Raw genomic sequence first — 26,785 nt, 5'->3', positions numbered from 1 at the left:
GGCGGGCAGGCGATCGGCGGCCCGGAGTTAGAGCCTGACCAGGTCGTAGTCGGCGATGTGATCGATGAGAACCCGAAGCTGATCCTGGGTGGAACCCAGGGTGTGGTCGATCGCGGTGAGCCGGGCCGCGTAGTGGCCCACCGGATACTCCGCGGTCACCCCGATGCCGCCGTGCAGCTGGATCGACTCTTGCGCGATGTGGCGGCCCGACCGGCCAATCTGAAGCTTGGACCGGGAGGCGATGAGCGGGTCGAGGTTGCCGTCGGCAATGGACATTGCGGCGTAGAAGTTCATGCTGCGGGCCAGCTCCAGCGACACGTACATGTCGGCCGCACGCTGGGTGAGCGCCTGGAACTTGTTCAGTGTGACGCCGAACTGCTTGCGCGTCTTGAGGTAATCGGTGGTCAGGCGAAGGGCTTCTTCCATCGCACCGACCGCTTCGGCGCACATCGCCGACTGGATCCGGATGATGGCGTTGCGAATGGCGGCTGACGCGTCGACGGCGTCGCCCAGCGGTGCCGCGGGCGCCTGGTCCAGGTCGATCTGCGCACCGCGCTGACTGTCGAACGTCGGGTACGGGTGCTTGTCGACCCCACCGCCCTCGGGGCCGGCATCCACCAGGAACAACCCGACCCCACCATCGGGCAAAGCTGCGCTGACCACCAGTGTGTCGGCGCAGTCACCAGCCAGGACCGGATTTTTCGTTCCGCTCAGGAGCCATGAATCACCTTGCCGCACAGCACGAGTCGACACGGTGGCCGCCGGGCTGCGCTGGCCCGGTTCCAGGTGTGCGAACGCCAGCAGTCGCCCTCCGGCGGCGACTTCGTCGAGTAGCTGCAGCTGTGCGTCGTTGCCCAACTCGGCGATGATCGCGCCGGGTGCCAGCGCGGCGTGCACGATGGGTTCCGGGGCCAGCCGGCGACCGACTTCGGTCATCACCAGCATGATCTCGATCTGGCCGGCCTCGGCCGGCTCGAATCCGAGCCCCAAGATCCCGGTGTCGGCCAGTTGACTCCAAACGTCGCGGCTCCAGCCGAGATCGGTGTCGATGATCTTGTTGCGGCTCTCCGCGTCATAGCTGCGCGACAACAGATCACGGGTGGTGTCGCGGAGCAGCGTTTGCTCGTCGCTGTACTGAAAGTCCATGACTGCCTCACAATCCCAAGATGGTGGACGCGATGATGTTGCGCTGCACTTCGTTGCTGCCGCCGTAAATCGATGTCTTGCGGTAGTTCAGGTAGCGCGGGGCGCTGCGCTGGGCCCACTGCGGTGACGCGATCCCTGCTGCCTGTGCACCGCCCACCGGTAGCGCGTCGGGCCCGGCTACCTCGACGAGCAATTCGGTGGCGACTTGCTGCAATTGGCTGCCGCGCAACTTGAGTACCGACGACGCCGGGTTGGGCTTACCGTCTGCCGAGTCGGTAACCACCCGAGCCTGGGTGAGTTCCAATGCCAGCAGCTCGTTTTCGGCTTCAGCAAGGCGCGCCGCGAACAGCGGATCGTCGAGCAGGCCGTTGTTGGCAGCGTGCTTTTTCACCTCGGCGAGGCGCACCTTGGTGCGGCCCACCCCGGCGATCCCGGTGCGCTCGTTGCCCAGCAGGAACTTCGCGTAGGTCCAGCCCTGGTTCTCCTGGCCAACGAGTTGATCGGCCGGTACTCGAACGTCGGAGAAAAACACCTCGTTGACTTCGTGACCACCGTCGATGGTCTTGATCGGCCGCAGCGTGATGCCGGGGGTGGCCATGTCGATGAGCAGAAACGAAATGCCGGCTTGCCGCTTGGGCGCCTGGGGGTCGGTGCGCACCAGGCAGAAAATCCAGTCGGCATACTGGCCCAGCGTCGTCCATGTCTTCTGGCCATTGACGACGTAGCTGTCGCCATCGCGCACGGCGGTGGTGCGCAGTGATGCGAGATCCGAACCGGCTTCAGGTTCGGAGAAGCCTTGACACCACCAGATGTCGAGGCTGGCCGTCGGCGGCAGGAAGCGCTGCTTGATCTCCTGGGATCCGAATTCGGCGATCACCGGACCGACCATCTTGGTGTTGAAGTTCAACGGCTCCGGGACGCTGGCCAGCTGCATCTCGTCGGCCCAGATCTGGTGCTGAGTCGGTGTCCAGTCCTTACCGCCCCATTCCACCGGCCAGTTCGGCACCGCCAGCCCGTGATCGTTGAGGATCTTGTGGCACGTGACGATCTCATCGCGGCTCGGCGACTGGCCCTGGCGCACCAGCTCGCGCAGGTCTTCGGGTATCCGGGTGGTGTAGAAGGTGCGAAGCTCGTCGCGGAAGGCGGCTTCGTCGGGGGTGAGAGCCAGCTTCATCGGCAGCCTCCTGTTTCAGGTGACCACCGTTGGGTTTGCTTCCCGCGCAGGGACTGCGCGTGCCGGAAACCGGCAGTCCTGCCTCGCACGTTAGGCGCATCGCGGGCTCACCTGTTAATCGGGTGCCTCGACACCGGTGTTGGACCGGTCCTGCTGCACCTGCCCGATGCACAGTGTCGGGTTCATCCACAAGCACCAGGCTTGGCGCCGTCGCTTCGAGTTGGTGTGGCGGTCGGCGCATTTACCGTCGGCCCATGCGAACAGAGCTTCCCGCCGAGCGACTGCAGCGACGGCTCACCACCGCCCCCGACCTCCGATTGCACGCCGAGTCCGGTGCCGCCGAATCCGGTGCGGATCCGCACGACGATCGCGATGACGACCCGAACTCGCTGCTCCCGCGCTGGCTGTCGGAGGCAGGAGATGGCAGCGGCTTGTTGAGCAGGGTGCGCGCCGACCCCGGGCGTGCCGGTGCCATCGCGTTGGCCGTAGTCGCCGCGCTTGCGGTGCTGGTCACCGCTTTCACGTTGCTGCACGATCGCCCTGCGCCGGTGATGTCGGCGAAACTACCCGCGGTGGAACATGTTTCGGGGAGCTCGGGAGCCAGCCCTGGATCCTCGGCAAGTCCCGCCGCGGCTGCCGGCCCGGATCGGCCGGTGGTGGTCAGTGTCGTTGGCCTGGTCCATACGTGGGGACTGTTCACGCTGGCACCGGGCGCCCGGGTAGCCGATGCGTTGCAGGCCGCCGGCGGCGCGCTGGCCGGTGCGGACACCATCGGCCTCAACATGGCCCGTCAGCTGGCCGATGGCGAACAGATTGTGGTGGGGCTCGCACCCGTCGCGGGGCAGCCCAAAAGATTCGGCAGCTCGATCGGCGCCGCCACACCAAGCCCAGCGCCCGCGGCGACGTCGGGCACGAGGAGCCCGGGCCCCAATCCGGCCGAGGTCCTCGACCTCAACACCGCGACGGTGGAACAACTGGATTCGCTGCCCGGGGTGGGGCCGGTCACCGCCGCTGCGATCGTGTCGTGGCGAGCGGCTAACGGCAAGTTCACCAGCGTGGACCAGCTTGCTGAAGTTGACGGCATCGGTCCGGCGCGACTGCAGAAGCTGCGGTCCCTGGTTCGCGTCTGACGCCGGTGCATAGCGGGATGGCCGGCGCCGGCCGCGACGTCGCGGAGCGACTGGATGTGCGTCTGGTTCCGGGTGCGCTTACCAGCTGGATCGTGACCGCGGCGGGAATCGTCTGGCCGGTCGGTCGCGCGTGCGCATCCGGGTGCCTGCTGCTCGCGCTCGGGGCCGGGGTGTTGTGGTGGATCACCGATCGCCGGCCGCGGTCGAGGCGGTGGCCGTGCGCAGTCAGCGCCGGCCTGGTCACGGTCGGGGTGGTGGGCGCGGGCTTTGGAATGGCGATCGCGCTGCGGACCGAGGCCCTGGCGCGCCATCCGATCAGCGCCGCGTTCGGAACCTCAGCCGCGGTGACCGTCACACCCAGTGAAAGTGCCTTGTCGCTGGGGTCTGACCGATTGATGTTTCGGGCGACGATCCAGCGGTTGCGTGATGACGAGATCTCCGGTCGTGTCGTGGTGTTCGCGCGTGCCTCCGAGCTCGAGGAGATGGGAGAGCTGATGGTCGGGCGGCCGGTGCGCTTCACGGCCCGCATCAGCGGTCCCGCCCGCCACGATCTCACGGTCGCGGTGCTCAACTCGGCGGGTGCGGTCAAGGCTGGTCGTGCCGGTGCGTTGCAGCGGGCCGCTCACCAGGTGCGCGGCCGGTTTGCCGCGGCGGCACGGCGCGTTCTGTCCGCCGACCAGGCCGCGATGCTGCCCGCCTTGGTCCTCGGTGATACCTCGACGGTCAGCACCGAGACCGGCCGCGCGTTCCGGTCAGCGGGGATGACCCATCTGACGGCGGTGTCGGGAGCCAACGTCACCATCGTCTGCGGTGCGGTGCGGTGCGGTGCTGTTCTCGGCGCGTTGGGTTGGACCGCGGGCCGCGGTGGCACTGGCCGGGATCGCGCTGGTGGCGTTTGTGGTCGTGGTGCAGCCGACGGCAAGTGTGTTGCGGGCGGCGCTGATGGCATCCATCGCGCTGGCCGCGATGTTGTCGTCGCGTCGACGGCAGGCGATTCCGGCACTGTCGACCACCGTGCTCGTGTTGCTGGTCGCGGCGCCGCACCTGGCCGTTGACATGGGTTTCGCGTTGTCGGTGGTGGCTACCGCGGCCCTGGTCGTCGTCGCTCCGGGGTGGTCGGACGGCCTGGTGGCGCGGGGCTGGCCCAAAGTGCTGGCGGACGGGCTCGCCGTCGCGACCGCGGCACAGGTGGTGACGGCACCGCTGGTCGCCGCGATCTCCGGCCGGTTCAGTGTGGTCGCAGTGGTTGCCAACCTCGCGGTAGCCGCCGTGATCGCGCCGATCACCGTGCTGGGCAGTGCGGCGGCCGTGCTGGTCATCCCGTGGCCGGCCGGCGCGCAGCTGCTGATCCGCTTCACCGGGCCGCAGGTGTGGTGGGTGTTGCATGTGGCGCGGTGGGCCGCCGATGTGCCAGGGGCGACCGTGGCCGTCCCGGCGGGGCTTGCCGGGGTGCTGATTGTGGGGGGAGTCACCGTGTTGGTGGTGGCGCTGTGGCGATTTCGGTGGATTCGGCTCGCGATGATTTCAGCTCTGCTGGCCACCCTCGGCAGTGGGCTGGCGTGGTCGGTGGCGGGCCTGGTCGGCCCCTCGTGACACCATCAGGGGGTGAGCGAGATTTCGCCGTTGCACTTGGTCCTGGGTGATGAGGAACTGTTGGTCGAGCGGGCGGTGGGCGACATCGTGCGGGCAGCGCGTGAGCGGGCACGCCAGGCCGCGGGCACCGACGACGTGCCGGTCAACCGAATGCGCGCGGGCGACGTCAGCACCTACGAGCTGGCCGAACTGCTGAGCCCCTCGCTGTTCGCCGAGGAGCGGATAGTCGTTTTGGAGGCCGCTGCCGAGGCCGGCAAAGACGCGGTCGCGTTGATCGCCTCGACCGCCGCCGACATTCCACCGGGCACGGTGCTGGTGGTGGTGCATTCCGGCTGTGGGCGGGCCAAGGCGCTCGCCGGTGAGCTGAAGTCGCTGGGTGCGCAGGTGCACCCGTGTGCGCGGATCAGCAAGGCTAGCGAGCGTGTCGACTTTGTCCGTGGCGAGTTCCGCGCGCTGCGCGTCAAGGTCGGCGAGGATACTGTGACGGCCCTGCTCGATGCCGTCGGATCCGATATCCGCGAACTGGCCTCGGCCTGTTCACAGCTGGTTGCCGACACCGGCGGTGACGTTGATGCCGTCGCGGTCCGTCGCTATCACAGCGGCAAGGCCGAGGTGAAAGGTTTTGATATCGCCGACAAGGCGGTGGCCGGCGACGTGGCCGGCGCCACCGAGGCGCTGCGCTGGGCGATGATGCGCGGAGAACCGCTGGTGGTCCTGGCCGATGCCCTGGCCGAAGCCATACACACGATCGGTCGGGTGGGGCCGTTGTCTGGAGACCCGTACCGCATGGCAAGCCAGCTGGGCATGCCGCCGTGGCGGGTGCAAAAGGCCCAGAAGCAAGCGCGGCGCTGGTCGTGCGACAAGGTCGCAACGGCGATGCAGTTGGTCGCGCAACTCAACGCCGACGTCAAGGGAGCCGCGGCCGACGCTGACTACGCGCTGGAATCCGCGGTCAGAACGGTGGCCGAGTTGGTCGCCGACCGGGCCTGACCAGATGTGAACCAGGCCTGAGACACGCTTGAACCGGGCCTGGACCAGGCCCGGTTCTCAGGTTTGACGGGTCAGCCCAGCTTGTTGAGGGCGCGCGCCAGAGCCGACTTCTTGTTGGCGGCCTGGTTCTTGTGAATGACGCCCTTGCTGGCCGCCTTGTCCAACTTGCGGTTGGTCGAAACCAGCAGCTCGGCGGCCTTTTCCTTGTCGCCCGAGTGAGCAGCGTCGCGGAACGACCGGACCGCCGTACGCAGCGACGACTTCACCGACTTGTTGCGCAGTCGGGCGCGCTCGTTGGTGCGGTTGCGCTTTTGCTGCGATTTGATGTTGGCCACGCGTTAGTTCCTTAAAGTCTGCTCGGTGGTTGCTCGGGTGACCTTGACACCCGACAGCGAGTGCTCAGGTTATCAGTCGGTTACGTTTTCACCCAAAAGAGGAGCCGTTAGCTCGGCGGATTGTCGAATTGAGGCACCATGAACCAGGTGAGTCTTACTGAACCGATGCAAGCAAGTAGGCGGCGGTCACAAGCGCGTCCGGAACGCATATTCGGCGGCTACAACTCGTCGGATGTGTATTCCCAAGCCTTTGACGAAATGTTCGACGCCCAGGGCAACGTTCGCGGCCCCTACAAGGGCATCTACGCCGAGCTTGCGCCGTCGGATGCGTCGGAGCTCAAGGCCCGCGCCGATGCGTTGGACCGCGCATTCCTAGACCAGGGCATCACGTTTTCGCTGTCGGGCCAGGAGCGGCCGTTCCCGCTTGACCTGGTGCCCCGGGTGATCTCGGCGGCCGAATGGTCCCGGTTGGAACGCGGCATCATCCAACGCGTCAAGGCCCTCGAGATGTACCTGGACGACATCTATGGCGACCAGGAGATCCTGCGTGACGGCGTCATTCCGCGGCGGCTGATCACCTCCTGCGAGCACTTCCACCGGGAGGCCGTGGGGATCATTCCGCCCAACGGTGTGCGCATCCACGTCGCCGGCATCGACCTGATCCGCGACGAGTGCGGTGACTTCCGGGTCCTCGAGGACAACCTGCGCTCGCCGTCGGGGGTGTCCTACGTCATCGAGAACCGGCGCACCATGGCGCGGGTCTTCCCGAACCTGTTCGCCACCCATCGGGTCCGTGCGGTCGACGACTACCCTTCGCACCTGCTGCGGGCGCTCCGCAACTCGGCGGCCACCAACGAGGCCGACCCCACCGTGGTGGTGCTGACCCCAGGTGTCTACAACTCGGCCTATTTCGAACATTCGCTGCTGGCCCGGCAGATGGGCGTCGAGTTGGTCGAAGGCCGCGACCTGTTCTGTCGCGACAATCAGGTGTACATGCGCACCACCGAGGGGGAGTGCCAGGTCGACGTCATCTACCGGCGCATCGACGACGCCTTCCTGGACCCGCTGCAGTTCCGCGCCGACTCGGTGCTGGGAGTGGCCGGTCTGGTCAATGCCGCCCGCGCGGGCAATGTGGTCATCTCGAGCTCGATCGGAAACGGTGTCGGTGACGACAAGCTCGTCTACACCTACGTGCCCACCATGATCGAGTACTACCTGCGCGAAAAGCCGTTGCTGGCCAATGTGGACACCTATCGGTGCTGGCTGGACGAGGAACGCGAAGAAGTGCTGGACCGGCTCAAGGAACTGGTGCTCAAGCCGGTCGAGGGATCCGGGGGCTACGGCATCGTGTTCGGCCCGGACGCGTCGGACAAGGAGCTGGCCGCGGTCGGCAAGAAGATTCGTGACGATCCGCGTAGCTGGATCGCGCAGCCGATGATGGAACTGTCGACCGTGCCGACACGCATCGAGGACTCGCTGGCGCCACGCTACGTCGACCTGAGGCCGTTTGCGGTCAATGACGGCAACGACGTGTGGGTGCTGCCGGGTGGGTTGACCCGGGTGGCCCAGGTCGAGGGGTCACGGGTGGTCAATTCCAGTCAGGGCGGCGGGTCGAAGGACACCTGGGTGCTGGCGCCGCGCTCCTTGGCTACCGGCCGTGAGCTGGGCGGCGCCCAAGTGCTGCGGTCGTTGCCGCGGACCGTGCCCGAGCAGAGTCCCGACGATACGCGGCCCAACCAGCAGCAGCCGCAGCAAAATCAGCCGCAAGAAGGTCAGCACCAGCAACAACAGCAGCAGAAAGCGAAGAAGTGATGCTTGCCCGCAACGCCGAAGCGCTGTACTGGATCGGTCGCTACGTGGAGCGCGCCGACGACACCGCCCGAATTCTCGATGTCGCGATACACCAGCTGCTCGAGGATTCCAGCATCGACCCCGACCATGCCTCGCGGCTGCTGTTGCGGGTGCTCGGCATCGACCTTCCCGATCACGAGCTGGATGTCTGGTCGTTGACCGACCTGGTGGCCTTCAGCACCAACGCTTCGGGCGGCTGTTCGATCGTCGAGGCGATCTCAGCGGCGCGGGAAAACGCCAAGTCGGCTCGCGAAGTGACGTCCATCGAGACCTGGGAGTGCCTGAACACCACCTACCACGCTCTCCCGGAACGTGAGCGAGCAGCCAAACGACTTGGGCCGCATGAATTTCTGTCATTCGTCGAAGGGCGTGCGGCCATGTTCGCCGGGCTGGCCGACTCCACTCTGTCGCGCGACGACGGATACCGGTTCATGTTGCTGGGCCGCGCCATCGAACGGGTCGACATGACGGTGCGCCTGTTGCTGTCCCGGGTAGGGGACAGCGCGTCATCGCCGGCCTGGGTCACGTTGCTGCGTTCGGTGGGTGCCCACGACACCTATCTGCGCACCTATCGCGGGGTGTTGGACGCGGCCCGGGTGGTCGAGTTCATGATGCTGGACCGGCTGTTCCCGCGCTCGGTCTACTACTCGCTGCGCATGGCCGAACACAACCTCGATGAGCTGCTGCATAATCCGCAGAGCCGCATCGGGGCGACCACCGAAGCGCAGCGGCTGCTTGGGCAAGCGCGCAGCAAACTCGAGTTCGTCCAGCCCGGGGTCTTGCTGGAGTCCCTGGACAGCCGCTTGTCAGGTCTGCAACGAACCTGTCGTGACGTCGGAGAAGCCTTGACACTGCAGTATTTCCACGTAACCCCATGGGTAGCCTGGACCGATGCCGGCCCCCGCGGCCAGATGGTCGCCAGGAAGGGAGAATCCTGATGTGGCGGATGCGGGTGGTGCACAGCACCGGGTACGCATACGAGGCGCCGGTCACGGCGTCGTTTAACGAGGCGCGACTGACGCCGCGGTCCAACTCCCGGCAGAACGTGATCCTCAACCGGGTCGAAACCATTCCGGCTACCCGGTCCTACCGCTACGTCGACTATTGGGGTACCGCGGTGACGGCGTTCGACCTGCACGCCCCGCACACCGAGCTGACGGTCACGTCCTCCTCGGTCGTCGAGACCGAGCGTCCGGAGCCGCCGGAGGCGAAGGTCACCTGGGAAGAACTCGAGTCGATGGCCGTCATCGATCGTTTCGACGAGGTGCTGCGGCCCCACCTCGTACACCCCGACAAGCAAACGTGTCGCCGCCGTGGGACGCCGGATCAGGAAGTATCACGACCCGGCGGAGGCGGTCGTCGCGGCGGCCCGTTGGGCGCGCAGCGAATTGGACTACCTGCCCGGCACCACCGGTGTGCACTCCTCCGGGCTCGATGCCCTGGAACAGGGCAAAGGCGTCTGCCAGGACTTTGCGCACTTGTCGCTGATTGTGTTGCGGGGCCTGGGAATTCCTGCGCGCTATGTGTCCGGTTATCTGCATCCCAAGCGCAACGCGGTGGTGGGGAAGTCGGTGGCCGGACGCAGTCACGCCTGGATCCAGGCGTGGACCGGCGGTTGGTGGCACTACGACCCGACCAACGACACCGAGATCAGCGAGCAGTACATCAGCGTGGGCGCCGGCCGCGATTACAGCGACGTACCTCCGCTGAAAGGCATCTACTCCGGGCTTGGCGTCACCGACCTCGACGTGGACGTGGAGATCACCCGGCTGGCCTAGGGCCTTAAACGGTGGTGCCGTCGCTGCCGGGGCTGCCAAGCAGCCCCGCGGCGCCGCCGGTACCACCGGAGCCGTTGGCGCCGCCGCCGAAGCCGACCCCACCGTCACCGCCGTTGCCGCCGTTACCGATGAGCTTGGCGTCACCGCCATTGCCGCCGGTGCCGCCCGCGAGGCTGCCCGCGTTGCCGTCCCCGCCGGCCCCGCCATCACCCCTGTCGCCGATCAGATAAGCGCCGGCGCCGCCGTCACCCCCGGCGCCGCCGCCCGCCCCACCGGCTCCGCCGTCGCCGCCGACGTCGACCAACCCGGCGGCGCCCCCGAGCCCGCCGCTGCCGCCAGCGCTGCCGACGACGTCGCCGCCGGCGCCGCCGGCCCCGCCGTCACGACCGACGCCGTAGAGCAACGCGGCGCGTCCGCCCGATCCGCCATTCCCGCCGGTGCCGAGGCTGCCCGCACCACCACCGTCGCCGGCCGCACCGCCGGCACCGCCGTTGCCGATTCCGTAGCCGCTGGCGCCGCCCGCGCCGCCGTCGCCGCCAGCGGAACTCCCGGTGCCGCCGCCCCCGCCGGAACCTCCGGAACCGAACAGCGCACCGCCGTAGCCGCCGTCGCCGCCCTGGCCGCCCTGACCGGTCAGGCCCAGGCTGTTGTCGCCGCCAGTCCCGCCGGCGCCGCCGGTGCCGAACAGCCGCGCGTCACCGCCCAGCCCGCCCATGCCGCCCAACACGGCGCCCGCGGCACCGGCACCACCCGTGCCACCCGCACCGCCGCTGCCGTAGAGCAGCCCGCCCAGGCCGCCGTTTCCGCCGGTACCCCCGAATCCGGATGAGACACCGGCACCCCCGGTGCCGCCGATACCGCCGCTGCCGAGCAGCCAGGCATTGCCGCCGAGCCCGCCACTGCCGCCGTTGCCGCCGGTGCCGCCACTGCCGCCGTTACCGATCAGCCCGGCGTCGCCACCGCCGCCTCCCGAGACACCGGCAAGGGTGCTGTCACCGCCCCGGCCGCCGTTGCCGTACAACAGCCCGCCCGCCCCGCCGGGCGTCCCGATTCCGCCGACGGTCGCGCCGTCGGCGCCGTTACCGATCAGCGGGCGCCCCAGCAGCGCTTGGGTAGGAGCGTTGATCAGACCGAGCAATGCTTGTGCGGCGTTGGAGGCCTCGGCCCCGGCGTAGGACGCGCTGCTGGCGGACAGGGTCTGCACGAGCTGGTCATGCATTGCCGACATCTGTGTGCTGATGCTCTGATAGCCCTGGGCATGCGCGGCGAACAACGCCGCGACGGCCGCTGACACCTGATCGCCGGCGCAGGCCTGCACGGCGGTCGTCGGGACCGCGGCAATCCCGTTGGCTGCCGCGATTGCCGAATTCACCCCGGCCAAATCGGCGGCCGCCGCGGCCATTGCCTCCAGGTCGGCGATCACATATGCCATGGCGCACCTCTGAGGGTCAGGACCACTGGGCCAGGTGCGGATCGTATCGCGATGCGATCAGCAGTCCGGGCACATTTCGCCCGCGTCCGCCCGACGCTGTGGGCTATCCGCCATCGCTGCCGTTCTGTCCGAACAGGATGCCGCCGCTGCCGCCGGTACCGCTGGCACCGTCGGGGGTACCGTCACCTCCGTGAGCGCCGTCGCCGCCGTTGCCGATGAACCGAGCGTCACCGCCATTGCCGCCGGCCCCACCGGTTGCTGAGCTGGTGCCGCCCTCGGCGCCGTTACCGCCGTTGCCGAGCAGCCACCCGCCGTCGCCACCGCTGCCGCCGTCGCCGCCGTCGCCGGTGCCGTCGCCGGCACCGCCGACGCCTCCCCAGCCGCCATTGCCAATCAGGTAGGCGCCGCCGCCGTTGCCACCTTGACCGCCGGCGGGGTTACCGGAATCGCCGGCGCCGCCGATGCCGCCGTTGCCGCCGTTGCCGATCACCAGGCCGCCGAGGCCGCCGTTTGCGCCCTGGCCGCCGCCGGCGCCGCCGTTGCCGCCGGCACCACCGTCGCCGAAGAGCAGGGCCGAGCCGCCGATGCTGCCCCAGCCGCCCCCGTTGGCGACGTCGAACCCGTCGCCGCCGTTGCCGCCGTCGCTGCCGTTGCCGAAGAACAGGCCGCCGGTGCCGCCGATCCCACCGAAACCGCCGAACCCGTCGCCGCTGGTAGCCGTGCTGCTAGCGCCGTTGCCGCCGCTACCGCCGTTGCCGGCAAGGATGGCGGTGCCGGCGGCGCCGCCGGACCCTGAACTGAACCGGCCGGCACCGCCGTCGCCGCCGTCGCCATAGAGGATTCCGGCTCGACCGCCGCTGCCACCACTGCCGCCGTCACCGTCGGTGCTCTGACCGCCCAGCCCGCCCGCGGCGCCGTTTCCGAACAGCCCGCCCTGGCCGCCGTCCCCGCCGGTGCCGCCGAATCCGGACGTCCCCAGGCCCACCCCGCCGTTGCCGCCTGCGCCGGCGGCCCCTAACAGGTAGCTGTTACCACCCGCGCCGCCGTCGCCGCCGAACGAGGCGAAGGAATTGATGCCGCTGCCGCCGGTGCCGCCGGCTCCGCCGAAGCCGAATATCAGTCCGGCGTTGCCGCCCGCCCCGCCGGCGCCACCGTTGGTCGCGCTCACATCAGCATCCGCGCCGGTGCCGCCAGCGCCGCCATTGCCGAAGAGCCCGGCACTACCGCCGGCGCCGCCGGCCACACCGGCACTGGTGCTGTCGCCGCCGTTGCCGCCGTTGCCCCACAGGAAGCCCCCGTCGCCGCCGGCCTGTCCCACCCCGTTGACGGTTTGCCCGTCGGCGCCGTCGCCGATCAGCGGGCGTCCGAACAGGGCCTCGGTGGGTGCGTTGATCGCGTTGAGCAGCGTCTGCTCGACATTGGTGGCTTCCGCGGACCAATACGAGGTCCCGCTCGACGCCAGGGTCTGAACAAACTGGTCATGAAATGACGTCGCCTGCGCGCTCAGTGACTGGTACGTCTGCGCGTGCCAGCCGAACAGGGCCGCGATCGCGGTAGACACTTCGTCGGCCGCGGCCGCCTGCACCGCGGTCGTTTGGGCCGCCGCGACCGCGTTGGCGGCGCTGAGCGTGGAGCCGATATTGTCCAGATCCGAAGCGGCCACCCGCATTAGCTCTGGCGCTACGACCGCAAACGACATCACGACCACCACCACTTCACGACCATTGACCAATTACCAGGCGATATGGATGTTACGCAGCGTGAGCAGGCGGATTTGCGTTTCCACGAAACCCGCACCGCGCCGACAAAAGGGCAATTCGTGTCGGCGGTGAACAGTCAGTGGGGCGTGCCCGGAGGACCGCTAGCGGGCGTGCACCTCGACGCGATGCAGGTCGTTGCCCAGTTCGATGCGCCCGCCGAACTCGGTCGCGGCCAACGCCCGCCACTGGTCTTCCTGACCCGCGATGATGGCTGGCACGTAGTGCGTCATGACCAGCGTGCCCACCCCCGCGCGGGCGGCGGTCGCGGCCGCCTCCTGTACCGAGGAGTGGTAGTCGCAGATGTCCTTGACTCGCTGTTGGGGGAAGTTCGTGATGATGTCCTTGCGGATCACGGTGTGCACCAACGCACCGGCGCCGGCGGCCAATTCGTCCAGGCTGGGACAGGGCACGGTGTCCCCGGCCAGCACCGCCGACGCGCCGTCGAACTCGACGCGGAACCCGATCGTCGGCGCCACCGGGCGGTGATCGGTGGGTGCCACTCGGATCGCTACACCATCGCGGTCCCAGACCGTACCGTCGGTGTATTCGTGAACCTCGATGGGCGGCGGAGCGTTCAGGTCGGCGTGATGGGCGATCCGGTAACCGATGTCGCGGCCGAACGCTTTGAGCATTGCCTCGACAGTTTCCGCGGTGCCGGGCGGCCCGATGACCTGAAGGGGCGCGGGATCGGCCGCGAAGTTGGTGACCCAGCTGGTGATGAGCACGTCGCCGAGTTCGGCAATGTGGTCGCTGTGCAGGTGGGTGAGCAGCACTGCCGACAAGCCGGCCGCACCCACCCCGACGGCCGCCGCGCGCTGCAGCACCCCGCGGCCACAATCGACCAGGAAGACCTGTCCGCCGGCTCGCACCAGGGTCGATGGCCCCGCACGATCCGGGTCGGGGATGGGACTTCCCGTTCCGAGCAACGTGATCTCAATCATGAGCCCATCCTTGCAAGCCGGGTCGGTGCGTCATCGCTCAACCGGTCGATCCGGCTGGCGGGTATCAGGATTGGTTCCATCGGTCAGGGGGCTCGGGAAGCGCCCAGGTGCAGGTGACCGGATCGATACTTGGCTGTTTGTGCCCGGTTGGGGTGTTGGCTTTCCCGCCGCACGAGTTAGTCGTAGCCTGGGTGTGAGTCGGGTCACAAGCTGTGGGAGGCCTCAATGCGGATCGCGGACGTCTTGCGGAACAAGGGGGCAGCGGTGACGACCATCAACCCCGATGCGACGGTCCGGGAATTGTTTGCCGGTTTGGCTGAGCAGAACATCGGCGCGATGGTGGTGGTCGGAGTGGAAGGTGTGGTCGGCATCGTGTCGGAGCGCGATGTCGTGCGCCAGCTACACACGCACGGCGCCAGCGTGCTGACTCGCCCGGTCTCTAAAATCATGACCAGTGCCGTCGCCACCTGCACAAAGTCCGACACGGTCGACAGCATCAGTGTGCTGATGACGCAGAACCGGGTGCGGCACGTGCCGGTGCTCGACGGCCAGAAGCTGATCGGCATCGTCAGCATCGGCGACGTGGTGAAGTCGCGGATGGGAGAACTCGAGGCCGAGCAGGAGCAGCTGCAGTCCTACATCACCCAGGGGTGATCACTGCCCGGTGCCGCGGCGGCCAATAGCCGCATTCGTCGCTAGCGCCAGCTGTACTCGGCACGCAGCCGCGCCGCCAGCACGTCAACACGTCGCGCTGCAGGATCGCACCCTGGCGGCGGATGCTCTCCTCGGGTACATCGAGCACCCGGTCCAGCCGCACCCAGCCTTGCTGGCCCTCGAAGTCCCAGTCGCCGGTGCCGATTGCGACCCAGTCCGGATCGGCCGAGTACTGCTCCTGGCTGGACAACATCAATGCCAGCAACACGTTGCGCTCACGGCCTACGACGAGCACCGGCCGGTCTTGGCCCTGGGTGGGATCGTCTTCGTAAACCACCCAGGTCCACACGATTTCGCCCGGGTCGGCTCGGCCATCGAGGTCGGGGGAGTAGGTGAGCTTGCGCGCCCGCGCAGCGGTCGGGGAGCTGGTGTCGGTCACCGGCCGGCCCGCGGTGATCTCGGCCGGTGGCGGCGGCAGCCCCATCGCCACGATGTTGGCGGTGATTTTGACGGCTTGCTGAATGGTCCGCAGCGTTGCCTGGGTGTTCTGCAGACGATGGACAACCTTGGGCGCCTCGTTGAACACGAGGTTCTCCGCGAAGCGCTGGAACGTCTTCCACTGGGACTTCCCGGCAGACGTCATATTCGCAGCATAGACGCGATCCGCCGAGCGCGATTGGCCTCAAGTAGGTCCGGGCGGCGCTGCACAGATAGGCTGGAAACCCGCAAACCCCCGCTTCAGGAGAGTCCCATCAGCAGTTTCGCCGACAAAACCTTCACCCCGCCGGCGCAGATTCGGAACTTCTGCATCATCGCTCACATCGACCACGGAAAGTCGACGCTGGCGGACCGAATGCTGCAGTTGACCGGGGTCGTTGACGAGCGCTCGATGCGGGCCCAGTACCTGGACCGGATGGATATCGAACGCGAACGCGGGATCACCATCAAGGCGCAGAATGTGCGGCTGCCCTGGCAGCTCGATGGAACCGAGTACGTCCTGCATCTCATCGACACGCCAGGACACGTCGACTTCACCTACGAGGTGTCACGTGCGCTGGAGGCCTGCGAGGGCGCGGTGCTGCTGGTTGACGCCGCCCAGGGCATCGAGGCCCAGACGCTGGCCAACCTCTACCTGGCACTGGACCGCGACCTGCACATCATTCCGGTGCTGAACAAGATCGACCTGCCGGCCGCCGACCCGGACCGCTACGCGGGCGAGATTGCTCACATCATCGGCTGCGAGCCCGGCGACGTGCTGCGGGTTTCCGGCAAAACCGGGGAAGGCGTCGCAGACCTGCTCGACCACGTGGTGCGCGAGGTGCCGCCACCGCAGGGCGATGCCGACGCACCCACTCGCGCAATGATCTTCGACTCCGTCTATGACATCTACCGCGGTGTGGTCACCTACGTCCGCGTCGTCGACGGCAAGATCACCGCCCGCGAGCGCATCGCCATGATGTCCACCGGCGCCACCCACGAACTGCTCGAGGTCGGCATCGTCTCACCCGAACCCAAGGCCAGCGACGGCCTTGGTGTCGGCGAGGTGGGTTATCTGATCACCGGGGTCAAGGACGTGCGGCAGTCCAAGGTCGGCGACACCGTCACGACCGCCCGAAAAGGTGCCACCGAGGCACTGACCGGCTACCGCGAACCCAAGCCGATGGTGTATTCGGGACTGTATCCCGTTGACGGATCGGACTATCCGAACCTGCGGGACGCCCTGGACAAGCTGCAGCTCAACGACGCGGCCCTGACCTATGAGCCCGAAACGTCGGTGGCGCTGGGTTTCGGATTCCGGTGCGGCTTCCTGGGCCTGCTGCACATGGAGATCAGTCGGGAACGTCTGGAGCGCGAGTTCGACCTCGACCTGATCTCGACCTCGCCCAACGTCGTGTACCGCGTCATCAAGGACGACGGCACCGAATTGCAGGTGACCAACCCGTCGGACTGGCCCGAGGGCAAGATCCGCACCGTCTACGAGCCGGTGGTGAAGACCACCATCATCGCGCCCAGCGAATTCATCGGCACCATCATGGAGCTGTGCCAGTCGCGGCGCGGCGAGCTGGGGGGCATGGACTATTTGTCGCCCGAACGGGTGGAACTGCGATACACAATGCCGTTGGGGGAGATCATCTTTGACTTCTTCGACTCGCTCAAATCGCGGACCCGTGGCTACGCCAGTCTCGATTACGAGGAGTCCGGCGAGCAGGAAGCCCAACTGGTCAAGGTCGACATCCTGCTGCAAGGCGAGGCCGTCGATGCGTTCAGCGCTATCGTCCACAAGGATTCGGCGTTCGCCTACGGCAACAAGATGACCACCAAGCTCAAGGAGCTGATTCCGCGTCAGCAGTTCGAGGTGCCGGTGCAGGCGGCCATCGGTTCCAAGATCATCGCGCGCGAGAACATCCGCGCGATCCGCAAGGATGTGTTGTCGAAGTGCTACGGCGGTGACATCACCCGCAAACGCAAGCTGCTGGAAAAGCAGAAAGAGGGCAAGAAGCGGATGAAGACCATCGGCCGGGTCGAGGTGCCGCAGGAGGCGTTTGTCGCGGCACTGTCCACCGACGCCGCGGGGGATAAGGGCAAGAAGTAGCCGTGACGGTGGGGCGAGCCGGCTGGGCGGGAGCCGTTGCCCTGCTGGGTATCGGCCTGCTGGGAACCGGCTGCACGAACACCGTTGCGGGAGTGTCCACCCACGCCGGCCAGCCGGGTGCGAATGCGCTTACCCCCGAGCAAGTATTGCCGGATGGCGAGGAGGTCAAGGCCGCGGTCGGCAACGATCTGCCGCCCCACAGCCCGCCGATGGTGGGTGATATCGGCGTGTTGCCCAACGGGATTCGCGATAATTCTGCCGCCGCGCCCATCGAATGTCTGGGGGCGATAGCGCCGGCGATGCGGATCAGCTACGAGGTGGCGCCGGTCCGCGCGGCGGCACTGCAGGATTATTGGAATTACGACTCCGGTGTGGTGGCGTCTAGTGCAACGGTGGCCGCGATCAAGCTGGCGTCCTCAGACGACGCGCAACGACTATTCGCGTCTTTCACGCAGCAATGGCGACAATGTGAGGGCCGCACCGTCACGATGTACACCCATGACAGGAGCGATACAGAGTTGTATTCGAAAGTGACCGAAGTCCGAACCGACGGGCCGATACTTTCGGCGACCATCATCAGCTGGGACAACCACCACACTCCGCAGTCCCCGGTCGAACGGGCCGTCGGCGTCCAGGGCGACGTCCTCGCCGATGCCAAGGTGGCGCTCAGGCCGCACTCGCAACCCGGGACCAGGGCGATCGAACTCGTCAAGGTGATGCTGCGCAAGGTATCGAGCACGAACTGATGAGAACTCGATTGGTCTTGGCCTGCCTGTTGGTCATCAGTCTGGCTTCGGGCTGCACGTCTGTCGTTGCGGGCGCCGCGCTCCCCGCGGCGGGGCTTGCCCCCCAGCTGGTCACCGGAGAAGCGATCAAGGACGTGCTGTTGGACAGCGCCGCACTGGCAAAGATTCTCGGCCAGGACTTCACGGCCAAGTCAGAATTGCCACCGCGCTTCGGTGGCCCGGAGAGGTTGCAGGAAGTCTTCGGTCGGGTGTCGCGGGTCGACTGCCTGGGCATCACGACCATGCTGGCCAAGAGCGCCTATCAGTCGGCGCGTCGATCCGGCAGCGTGGAGAACGTGGTGCGGGAGACCTGGTGGAACTCCGCGGGACCGGCGAAGGTGATCAGCGTGGCGGAGGGCGTGGTCGCGCTGTCGGGGCCCGACGAGGCCGCCGAACTGTTCGAGAGCTTCACCCAGCAATGGGACAGCTGCGACGGCGCGATGGTGACCATCGATAGCGGCAAGGTCGCCTTCGCGGACAAGATCACCGACGTGCGCATCACCAACTCCGTGCTGGCGGCGACCGTTTCGATTGGCACCCGGATATCCGGTTCACAGCTCAAAGCGGCCAGACCGGAGGCGCGTGCCATTGGCCTGCGGGGGAATTGCCTGGTCGAAGTCGAGATCGCGTTTTTCAGTGTGCGAGGACCCGCAGACAAGGGGTCCGCCGACATCAATACCAGCGCTATCGAGATCGCCCACGCCATGATGGAAAGAGTCAGCAATATGAGCTGACCCCGAATCGACGGGGGCTACATCGGCGCGTTGGCCGGCTGGAACATCCCGGAACTGTCGGCCTCTTCCTCGGCGCGGATCACGTGGACCACCGCGTTGATCAGCGCCAGGTGGGTGAACGCCTGCGGGAAGTTGCCCAGATGCCGCCCGGTGCGTGGCTCGATCTCTTCGGCGTACAGATGCAACGGGCTGGCGTAGGACAGCAGCCGCTCGCAGAGCCGCTTGGCCTGGGCCACTTCGCCGATCTCAACCAGCGCCGAGACCAGCCAGAACGAGCAGATGGTGAAGGTACCCTCCTCGCCGGAGAGTCCGTCGTCGGTCTCCTCGACCCGGTACCGCAGCACCAGGCCCTCCTCGGTGAGCTCGTTGGCGATCGCCAGGACGGTATTGCGCACGCGCGGGTCATCCGGGGGCAAGAAGCGAGTCAGCACCACCACCAGCAGCAGCGAGGCGTCCAGCGCGTCGTCGCCGTAGCGCTGGGTGAACACCCCGCGCGAGTCCACCCCGTGCTCGAGAATGTCCGCCTTGATCTCGTCGGCGATCTGGTGCCACTGCTGGGCATAGCTTTTCTCGCCCTGGCGCTCGGCGAGTTTGGCCCCGCGGGACAGCGCCACCCAGCACATCACCTTTGACGAGGTGAAGTGCTGCGGCTCCCCCCGCACTTCCCAGATTCCGCGGTCGGGCTCGCGCCAGTGCGTGATCGCCTCTTCCACTTGTCGCTTCAGCACCGGCCACAATGTTTCCGGGACTTGTTCACGCGACTTGGCGTGCAGATAGAACGAATCCAGAATCGAGCCCCAGATATCGTGCTGGTCCTGGTTGTAGGCGCCGTTGCCGATCCGGACCGGTCGCGCATGGTCGTAGCCGGACAGATGGTTGAGCTCTTCTTCAACCAGGCTGCGCTCGCCGCCCACGCCGTACATCACCTGCAACGGGTGGCGCTCGTTGTGGTTGGCGCCGGATACATCGGCGATGAAGGCGAAGAAGTCGTCGGCCTCGCGGTCCAGACCGAGGGTGTAGAGCCCCCACAGCGCGAAGGTCGAGTCGCGAACCCAGGCGTATCGGTAGTCCCAGTTACGTTCGCCGCGCGGTGTTTCCGGAAGCGAGGTGGTGCTGGCCGCCAGCAGTGCGCCGGTGGGCGAGTAGGTCAACCCCTTGAGTGTGAGCGCGCTGCGCTGCAGGTATGCCCGCCACGGGTGGTCGGGAAAGTTGCCGATGTTGATCCACTGCCGCCAGCATTCGGTGGTTTGCCACATCTTCTGGGCGGCCTCTTGGTAGGTCTGTGGCGCCGGGTGCTTGGTCCAGCTCAACGCGACGAACACGTCGTCGCCCTCTTTCAGCCGGGTGCGCGCCCGTGCCTCCCGGCCCTCCAGCCCGATCCGCAGGTTGGTGGTCAGCCGCAGCGTCGGGTGAGCATCGGGTTGCTTGCTGGCCCGGGCGATGGCCTCACCGTAGGCGTTGGCCGAGTACTCCCAGGTGGCCCCGAGACGGTGGTAGTCGAACGCCGGTTCGCAGCTCATCATCAGCTCGACGGTTCCGCTGACGCAGCGCACGGTGCGCAGCAAGATGTTTTCGGCGTCCCAATCCATCGGCGTACGCCGATGAGTCCGCGAGCGCCTTTCGATGTCGTGCCAGGGCCCCATCACCAACGCGTCGCGCACGATCAGCCACCCGGTGTGGGTCTGCCACGTGGTCTCCATGATCAGGCTGCCGGGAAGGTAGCGCCGCGCCGACGGCACCGAAACCCCGTAGGGGCCCAGCCGGAAATGACCGGCGCTGCGATCCAAAATCGCGCCGAACACGCTGGGGGAGTCCGGCCGGGGCACACACATCCACTCCACCGAGCCGGCCGGAGAGATCAAGCACGTCGTTTCCCAATCGGACAGGAACGCGTAGTCGGCAATCGGCGGAAACGGATTGCGCAGCGATGCGCTGGACGGGGAGATGCCGTGCTGGCTGAGTTCGACCGACGCCGCGGGGGCCCCGTCCAACGCGGGAATCTGGGTAGCCGGCGCGGCGTGCGGGGCCTCCGTCGGCTCGACGGTGAGCTCGACGTCCTCGTCTGCGTGTTCGGCGTGCAAAACCATCCCGCCATCATCGACTGTCGACCTGCCCTGCGTCCACCACTGCGCTCCGCGCGGCGCCGAGGTGTCGGGTCTACCGTGCCCGCCTCGCGTACTTTGGGGCGTGTTCGGGCAGTGGGCCGATCGCCACCAGATAGCCCATGATCCGCCGCACTAGCACCGAACGGCTCACCAGGCGCACCACCGGCGGCGGTTGCGGCGGCCCGCCGGTTACCGCCACCGCGACGATGGCGGCGTGGATGGCCCGCTGGATGCCCTGCAGAAAGGCCGTCGGGGCCCACCGGCGTGCCTGCACCCGCGCCAGCTGGCCGGTGGACACCCGCCCGACGCGCAACGACGGCGCCAGCATCCGGGCGGTGGCCACCGCGTCGGCCAGGGCCAGGTTGATCCCGACGCCGCCGACCGGGGACATCGCGTGCGCCGCATCGCCGATGCACAACGCGCCGTCGCAGTACCAGCGCCGCAGCCGATTGAGTTGTACATCAAGCAGTTTCACGTCATCGAAAGACTTCAGTGCGTCGACGCGGTCGGCGAGCCAGGGCATCAAGTCCGCCAGCGCCCGGTGCAGTGCCTCAATACCCTGCGCGCGCAATTGGGCATCGCTGCCCTTGGGAATGATGTAGGCGATCTGGTAGTAGTCGCCGCGATCGATGGCAATTCCGCCGTGACCTGAGTTGAAGATGCCGGCCAGACCGGTCGGATCATCGGGCCGACGTGGTAGTCGGAACCACCAGACGTCCATCGGTGCGCCGAAGCTGCGGGTCGCCATGCCCAAGGCCGAGCGCACCGTGGAGCCCCGGCCATCGCAGGCCACGGTCAGATCGGCGTGCATGTGTTTTGTTTCACCGGATTGCGCGCGGTAGGTGACACCGACGACGCGGCCCGGGTCGGGTCCGTCACCCCACAACACCCCGGTCACCTCGGTGCTGCGCAGCAATCGGAAGGTGGGTTCAGCCTCAGCCGCGGCGGCCAGCAACTCGAGGAAATCCCACTGGGGCACCAAGGCGATGTGCTGGTGGGCGCCGGGCAGGTGTTTGAGGTCGAGGTCGACCGGTTGGCCCTGCACCTTCATGCTGATGGTGTCGATCAGGCGATGCGGGATCTGAGCGAATTGGGATCCAAGACCGAGTTCGTCAAGCAGACGCAGGGTGCTGGCGTGCACCGTGTCACCGCGGAAGTCGCGCAGGAAGTCCGCGTGCTTTTCCATCACGGTGACGTCAACGCCGGCCCGGGCCAGCAACAAGCCCAGCATCATGCCTGCCGGTCCGCCGCCGGCTACCAGAACGCTTGTCGTTTCCGATGGCTGAGGCACTGGGCGATCTTAGGCAGATCATCCGGCCGATCAGGCGCATTGGTTTCGGCTGCCGCGCCGCATAGGGTGAGTCCGGTGAGCGGCATCCTGAATTGGTGGGACGGTGTTGAGCTGTGGCTCTCCGGGCTTCCGTTCGCACTGCAGGCGCTCACGGTGATGCCGGTGGTGCTGGGTGTGGCCCTTATCTCGGCGGCAATATTGGATGCCCTGCTGGGCATGGGTATCGAGCTGATGCAACGCGTCCGCCATAGCGACGAAGCGTCGGGGTAAGCGATGCCACGGTCGCACGTCACGTTGGTTCTCGTCGCCCTGCTGGTGTTGGTGGTCGCCATGTGGTTGCTCACGCACTGAGATGCGGACGCGGTCTGTCCCCGACGGATTCTGTTAGGCTTCGCGGCATGCACGCAGTGGCCAGTGCTTTGGGGTGCTTGGGGTTTGCAGTGGCCTGCGTGAGTGAAGCCGTGGTGCTCTGCGCCACTGCTGACGTGCGCTGTTGTCGCTGACGCCAAACCCGTGCGCGGTCTGGTGCGGAGTTCGTCAATGCCTCAGTTGCTAGCCGATCGCTCCTTCCGCAGTCACGGGAAACGTTGTCCACAAATCCCGCACTGGAAGGCCACCAATGCCGCAGACGTTCATGGGCGCGGCGCGCTCGCGGCGGCCCGGCACGTTCGGGGTCATCTTCGCGCTGATCGCCGTCCTGGCCTCGGCGTGTCAGGGAGGTCCTAGCGACATCGCGGGTGGTGGTGGACCCACCGACGCGCACACCAGCATCACGCTGGTGGCCTACTCGGCCCCGGAGCCCGGCTGGAGCACGGTGATCCCGGCCTTCAACGCCTCCGAGGAAGGCAAGGACGTGCAGGTGATCACCTCCTACGGTGCCTCTGCCGACCAATCTCGCGGTGTCGCCGACGGCAAACCGGCCGATCTGGTGAATTTCTCGGTCGAACCGGACATCGCTCGACTGGTCAGGGCCGGCAAGGTCGCCAAGGACTGGGACGCCGACGCCACCAGGGGCATTCCGTTCGAGTCGGTGGTCACGCTGGTCGTGCGGGAGGGCAATCCCAAGAACATCAGGGATTGGGACGATCTGTTGCGGCCCGGCGTGGAGGCCATCACCCCCAGCCCGTTGAGCTCGGGGTCGGCCAAATGGAACCTGCTCGCCCCCTACGCGGTCAAGAGCGAGGGCGGCAGAAACAGCCAGGCCGGGATCGACTTCGTCAGCAGGTTGGTGCGCGAGCACGTCAAACTACGCCCCGGCTCGGGCCGCGAAGCCACCGATGTCTTCGTCCAGGGCAGCGGCGACGTCTTGATCAGCTACGAGAACGAGGCGATCGCCACCGAGCGGCAAGGCAAGCGCGTTCAACACGTCACCCCGCCGCAGTCCTTCCAGATCGAAAACCCCCTGGCGGTGGTGACCACCACCGCACATCTGGCCACGGCGACGGCATTCAAGAACTTCCAGTACACCGTCGAGGCGCAACGGCTCTGGGCGCAGGCCGGATTCCGGCCGGTCGACCCCGCCGTGGTCGCCGAGTTTCGCGATCAGTTTCCCCTGCCGGAGAAACTGTGGACGATCGCTGACCTGGGCGGTTGGGACACGGTGGATCCGCAGCTATTCGACAAGGGCACCGGCAGCATCACCAATATCTACATGCAGGCCACCGGATGACGGTGACAGCACATTCCGGGCAGTCCGATCCGCCGGCGGTGGCGCCGGATCCCGGTCAGCGCGCCGACGGCGGTCCGCAATGGATATCCGGACTTGGCCGCTCGGGCCGTAGGGGCGCCACGGCGCTGCAGGTTGGTGTGTCGATGGTGTGGCTTTCGGTCATCGTGCTGCTGCCGTTGGCGGCCATTGCCTGGCAGGCCGCCGACGGCGGCTGGCACGCATTTTGGTTGTCGGTCTCCTCGCACGCGGCGCTGGAGTCGTTGCGGGTGACGTTGACCGTCTCCGCCGGCGTCACGTTGCTCAACACGGTGTTCGGCCTGTTGATCGCCTGGGTGCTGATCCGGGACGAGTTCGTGGGTAAGCGACTCGTCGATGCCGTCATCGATCTGCCGTTTGCCCTGCCCACCATTGTCGCCAGCCTGGTCATGCTGGCGCTCTACGGGCATAACAGCCCGCTGGGGCTGCACCTGCAGCACACCGTGTGGGGCGTGGGGGTGGCGCTGGCATTTGTCACCCTGCCGTTTGTGGTGCGTGCCGTTCAACCGGTGTTGCTGGAACTCGACCGCGAGACCGAGGAAGCGGCGGCATCGCTGGGTGCCACCGGTTGGAAGGTCTTTACCTCCGTCATCTTTCCGTCGCTGATGCCGGCGTTGTTGTCCGGTGCGGGCCTGGCGTTCTCCCGTGCCATCGGCGAGTTCGGGTCGGTGGTGTTGATCGGCGGCGCAGTCCCGGGTGAGACCGAGGTGTCCTCGCAGTGGATTCGCACCTTGATCGAAAACGATGACCGCACCGGGGCCGCGGCGATCTCCATTGTCCTGCTGTCGATCTCATTCGCGGTACTGCTGGTGCTGCGGGTCCTCGGTGCGCGCGCGGCCAAGCGGGAGGAGTTGGCCCCATGACTTCGTCCCCGCTGGTTCGCTACCTGCTCCGGGCCATCGCGCTCACGTATGTCTTTGCGCTGCTGGTGGTTCCGGTGGGGGTGATCTTGTGGCGCACCTTCGAACCCGGCTTGGGCCAGTTCTATGACTGGATCAGCACCCCGGCGGCGATTTCGGCGCTGCATCTGTCGCTGTTGTTGGTGGCCATCGTGGTGCCGCTGAACGTGATTTTCGGCATTCCGACCACATTGCTGCTGGCCCGCAACCGGTTCCGGGGCAAGGGCGTGTTGCAGGCGATCATCGACCTGCCCTTCGCGGTCTCGCCCGTCATCGTGGGCACCGCGTTGATCTTGTTGTGGGGATCGGCGGGTGCCCTGGGCTTCGTCGAACGAGACCTCGGGATCCGAATCATCTTCGGCCTGCCCGGGATGGTCCTCGCCAGCATCTTCGTCACCCTGCCGTTCGTCGTACGCGAGGTCGAACCCGTGTTGCACGAATTGGGCACCGACCAAGAGCAGGCCGCCGCAACCTTGGGTTCTGGCTGGTGGCAGACGTTCTGGCGCATCACGCTGCCATCGATCCGGTGGGGCCTGACCTACGGAATTGTGCTGACCGTCGCCCGTACCCTGGGCGAATACGGTGCGGTCCTGATGGTGTCGTCCAATCTCCCAGGGACATCGCAAACGCTGACGTTGCTGGTCTCGGACCGCTACCACCGCGGGGCCGGGTACGGGGCCTATGCGCTGTCGACGCTGCTGATGGCTGTCGCGGTGGTGGTCTTGATCGTCCAGGTGGCACTTGACGTGCGCCGGTCTCGAACGACCAGCCGGGCATGAAGAAGGAGACTTCATTGACTGGACCGGGAACCGGCGGTCACGCCATTGTCGTGCGGGACGCCTTCAAGCAATACGGGGACTTCGTCGCGCTGGACCACGTGGACTTCGTGGTGCCGGCCGGTTCGCTGACCGCCTTGCTAGGGCCCAGCGGTTCGGGCAAGTCGACGCTGCTGCGTACCATCGCCGGGCTCGATCAGCCCGACAGCGGCAACATCACGATCAATGGACGCGATGTGACCCGGGTGCCGCCCCAGCGACGCGGCATCGGCTTCGTGTTCCAGCACTACGCCGCCTTCAAGCACCTCACCGTTCGCGACAATGTGGCCTACGGCTTGAAGATCCGCAAGCGGCCCAAAGCCGAGATCAGAGACAAAGTCGACAATCTGCTAGAAGTGGTGGGATTGAGCGGATTTCACGGCCGCTACCCCAATCAGCTCTCCGGTGGTCAGCGGCAGCGGATGGCGCTGGCCCGCGCGCTGGCCGTCGACCCGGAAGTGCTGCTCCTCGACGAGCCTTTCGGTGCGTTGGACGCCAAGGTCCGGGAGGATCTGCGGGCCTGGCTGCGCCGACTCCATGATGAGGTGCACGTGACCACCGTCCTGGTCACCCATGATCAGGCCGAAGCGCTGGATGTGGCGGATCGGATCGCCGTGCTCAACTCGGGCCGGATCGAACAGGTTGGTTCCCCCACCGAGGTGTACGACGCCCCCGCGAATGCGTTCGTGATGTCCTTCCTGGGTGCGGTTTCCGCGCTCAACGGTGCGCTGGTGCGCCCGCACGACATTCGGGTCGGCCGCACCCCCGAAATGGCCGTCGCGGCGGCCGACGGCACGGGGGAATCCACCGGTGTCACGCGCGCCGTCGTGGACCGGATCGTGGTGCTGGGCTTCGAGGTGCGGGTGGAGCTGACCAGCGCGGCCACCGGCGGAGCCTTCACCGCCCAGATCACCCGGGGTGACGCCGAGGCGCTGGCTCTGCAGGAGGGCGACACCGTCTATGTGCGCGCCACCCGGGTGCCCCCGATCGCCGGAGCTGCCCCGGCCGTTCCGGACGACGGTGCCGGCAGCACTCCCAGGGCAGCGCAGATCGGTGTGGGGGGACAGTAACGGT

Annotated in this window: 20 protein-coding genes and 4 pseudogenes; 15 read left to right on the top strand and 9 right to left on the bottom strand. The window is 67.1% G+C overall.

Annotation, left to right across the window (positions count from 1 at the left end):
- Positions 1-27: 27 nt before the first annotated feature.
- Entirely contained in the window at positions 28-1,146 is a 1,119-nt protein-coding gene (locus SHTP_RS18165; RefSeq protein ID WP_015356517.1) for an acyl-CoA dehydrogenase family protein, read from the bottom strand.
- A gap of 7 nt (positions 1,147-1,153) precedes the next feature.
- Entirely contained in the window at positions 1,154-2,320 is a 1,167-nt protein-coding gene (locus SHTP_RS18160; protein ID WP_096371351.1) for an acyl-CoA dehydrogenase family protein, read from the bottom strand.
- A gap of 254 nt (positions 2,321-2,574) precedes the next feature.
- Here SHTP_RS18160 and SHTP_RS18155 point away from each other — a divergent pair, with 254 nt between their 5' ends.
- The 3 genes and pseudogenes from SHTP_RS18155 to holA all read left to right on the top strand — a co-directional run bounded on the left by SHTP_RS18155 (position 2,575) and on the right by holA (position 6,033).
- Entirely contained in the window at positions 2,575-3,450 is an 876-nt protein-coding gene (locus tag SHTP_RS18155; protein WP_096371350.1) for a ComEA family DNA-binding protein, read from the top strand.
- A 17-nt stretch (positions 3,451-3,467) separates the two neighbouring features.
- Positions 3,468-5,043, top strand: a pseudogene (locus tag SHTP_RS18150) (ComEC/Rec2 family competence protein).
- 12 nt (positions 5,044-5,055) lie between these two features.
- A complete protein-coding gene (gene holA / locus SHTP_RS18145; RefSeq protein ID WP_265338802.1) occupies positions 5,056-6,033 on the top strand; it encodes a DNA polymerase III subunit delta in 978 nt (325 codons plus the stop codon).
- Positions 6,034-6,104: 71 nt separating this feature from the next.
- On the opposite strand, the gene rpsT is transcribed toward holA, so the two are convergent.
- Positions 6,105-6,368, bottom strand: a complete 264-nt coding sequence (rpsT, locus tag SHTP_RS18140) for a 30S ribosomal protein S20 (protein WP_011741410.1) — start codon at positions 6,366-6,368, stop codon at positions 6,105-6,107.
- A 138-nt stretch (positions 6,369-6,506) separates the two neighbouring features.
- Between rpsT and SHTP_RS18135 the strand changes: the two genes are divergently transcribed.
- The 3 genes and pseudogenes from SHTP_RS18135 to SHTP_RS18125 all read left to right on the top strand — a co-directional run bounded on the left by SHTP_RS18135 (position 6,507) and on the right by SHTP_RS18125 (position 9,997).
- A complete protein-coding gene (locus SHTP_RS18135) occupies positions 6,507-8,180 on the top strand; it encodes a circularly permuted type 2 ATP-grasp protein (RefSeq protein ID WP_096371349.1) in 1,674 nt (557 codons plus the stop codon).
- Positions 8,180-9,157 carry an alpha-E domain-containing protein gene (locus tag SHTP_RS18130; RefSeq protein ID WP_096372540.1) on the top strand — a complete coding sequence of 326 codons (978 nt, stop codon included), beginning with the start codon at positions 8,180-8,182 and terminating at the stop codon, positions 9,155-9,157. The genes SHTP_RS18135 and SHTP_RS18130 overlap by 1 nt, the downstream gene beginning before the upstream one ends.
- A pseudogene (locus SHTP_RS18125) lies at positions 9,157-9,997 on the top strand (transglutaminase family protein). The gene SHTP_RS18130 and the pseudogene SHTP_RS18125 overlap by 1 nt, the downstream one beginning before the upstream one ends.
- A gap of 4 nt (positions 9,998-10,001) precedes the next feature.
- Here SHTP_RS18125 and SHTP_RS18120 read toward each other — a convergent pair.
- The 3 genes from SHTP_RS18120 to SHTP_RS18110 form a co-directional block, all read right to left on the bottom strand.
- Positions 10,002-11,429 carry a PE family protein gene (locus SHTP_RS18120; RefSeq protein WP_096371348.1) on the bottom strand — a complete coding sequence of 476 codons (1,428 nt, stop codon included), beginning with the start codon at positions 11,427-11,429 and terminating at the stop codon, positions 10,002-10,004.
- A gap of 103 nt (positions 11,430-11,532) precedes the next feature.
- A complete protein-coding gene (locus tag SHTP_RS18115; RefSeq protein WP_172900567.1) occupies positions 11,533-13,128 on the bottom strand; it encodes a PE family protein in 1,596 nt (531 codons plus the stop codon).
- Between the two features lie 162 nt (positions 13,129-13,290).
- The gene (locus SHTP_RS18110; RefSeq protein WP_020786752.1) at positions 13,291-14,130 is read right to left on the bottom strand and encodes an Rv2407 family type 3 sulfatase; all 840 of its coding nucleotides are present in this window, start codon (positions 14,128-14,130) and stop codon (positions 13,291-13,293) included.
- A 225-nt stretch (positions 14,131-14,355) separates the two neighbouring features.
- Here SHTP_RS18110 and SHTP_RS18105 point away from each other — a divergent pair, with 225 nt between their 5' ends.
- Complete coding sequence (locus tag SHTP_RS18105) at positions 14,356-14,784, top strand: CBS domain-containing protein (protein WP_096371346.1); 429 nt, start codon at positions 14,356-14,358, stop codon at positions 14,782-14,784.
- 41 nt (positions 14,785-14,825) lie between these two features.
- Here SHTP_RS18105 and SHTP_RS18100 read toward each other — a convergent pair.
- Positions 14,826-15,427 (bottom strand): annotated as a pseudogene (locus SHTP_RS18100) (type II toxin-antitoxin system PemK/MazF family toxin).
- Positions 15,428-15,459: 32 nt separating this feature from the next.
- Here SHTP_RS18100 and lepA point away from each other — a divergent pair.
- From lepA to SHTP_RS18085, 3 genes and pseudogenes are all read left to right on the top strand, one after another.
- Positions 15,460-17,377 (top strand): annotated as a pseudogene (lepA, locus tag SHTP_RS18095) (translation elongation factor 4).
- A gap of 2 nt (positions 17,378-17,379) precedes the next feature.
- A complete protein-coding gene (locus SHTP_RS18090; RefSeq protein ID WP_011741400.1) occupies positions 17,380-18,123 on the top strand; it encodes a sensor domain-containing protein in 744 nt (247 codons plus the stop codon).
- Positions 18,123-18,896 (top strand): sensor domain-containing protein, encoded by a 774-nt coding sequence (locus SHTP_RS18085; RefSeq protein ID WP_096371345.1) that lies wholly within the window; start codon positions 18,123-18,125, stop codon positions 18,894-18,896. The genes SHTP_RS18090 and SHTP_RS18085 overlap by 1 nt, the downstream gene beginning before the upstream one ends.
- Positions 18,897-18,913: 17 nt before the next feature.
- Here the strand turns inward: SHTP_RS18085 and SHTP_RS18080 are convergent, their stop codons facing one another.
- Complete coding sequence (locus SHTP_RS18080; RefSeq protein ID WP_096371344.1) at positions 18,914-20,983, bottom strand: glycoside hydrolase family 15 protein; 2,070 nt, start codon at positions 20,981-20,983, stop codon at positions 18,914-18,916.
- Between the two features lie 70 nt (positions 20,984-21,053).
- On the bottom strand, positions 21,054-22,292 hold the full coding sequence (locus SHTP_RS18075) for an FAD-dependent oxidoreductase (protein WP_096371343.1): 1,239 nt from the start codon (positions 22,290-22,292) through the stop codon (positions 21,054-21,056).
- A gap of 66 nt (positions 22,293-22,358) precedes the next feature.
- On the opposite strand from SHTP_RS18075, the gene SHTP_RS18070 reads away from it, so the two are divergent.
- The 5 genes from SHTP_RS18070 to SHTP_RS18050 all read left to right on the top strand — a co-directional run bounded on the left by SHTP_RS18070 (position 22,359) and on the right by SHTP_RS18050 (position 26,781).
- Positions 22,359-22,562 carry a hypothetical protein gene (locus SHTP_RS18070; RefSeq protein ID WP_231395645.1) on the top strand — a complete coding sequence of 68 codons (204 nt, stop codon included), beginning with the start codon at positions 22,359-22,361 and terminating at the stop codon, positions 22,560-22,562.
- Between the two features lie 349 nt (positions 22,563-22,911).
- On the top strand, positions 22,912-23,961 hold the full coding sequence (locus SHTP_RS18065) for a sulfate ABC transporter substrate-binding protein (protein WP_096371342.1): 1,050 nt from the start codon (positions 22,912-22,914) through the stop codon (positions 23,959-23,961).
- Positions 23,958-24,860 (top strand): sulfate ABC transporter permease subunit CysT, encoded by a 903-nt coding sequence (cysT, locus tag SHTP_RS18060; protein ID WP_012395330.1) that lies wholly within the window; start codon positions 23,958-23,960, stop codon positions 24,858-24,860. The genes SHTP_RS18065 and cysT overlap by 4 nt, the downstream gene beginning before the upstream one ends.
- Entirely contained in the window at positions 24,857-25,675 is an 819-nt protein-coding gene (gene cysW / locus SHTP_RS18055; protein WP_096371341.1) for a sulfate ABC transporter permease subunit CysW, read from the top strand. Before cysT ends, cysW begins: the two co-directional genes overlap by 4 nt.
- Positions 25,672-26,781, top strand: coding sequence for a sulfate/molybdate ABC transporter ATP-binding protein (locus SHTP_RS18050; protein ID WP_020725954.1), 1,110 nt, complete (start codon positions 25,672-25,674; stop codon positions 26,779-26,781). The genes cysW and SHTP_RS18050 overlap by 4 nt, the downstream gene beginning before the upstream one ends.
- The last annotated feature ends 4 nt before the right edge of the window (positions 26,782-26,785 follow it).

It is taken from the genome of Mycobacterium ulcerans subsp. shinshuense, from assembly GCF_002355775.1.
Lineage (GTDB): Bacteria > Actinomycetota > Actinomycetes > Mycobacteriales > Mycobacteriaceae > Mycobacterium > Mycobacterium marinum.
This window is presented reverse-complemented; position numbering and strand designations above follow the sequence as displayed.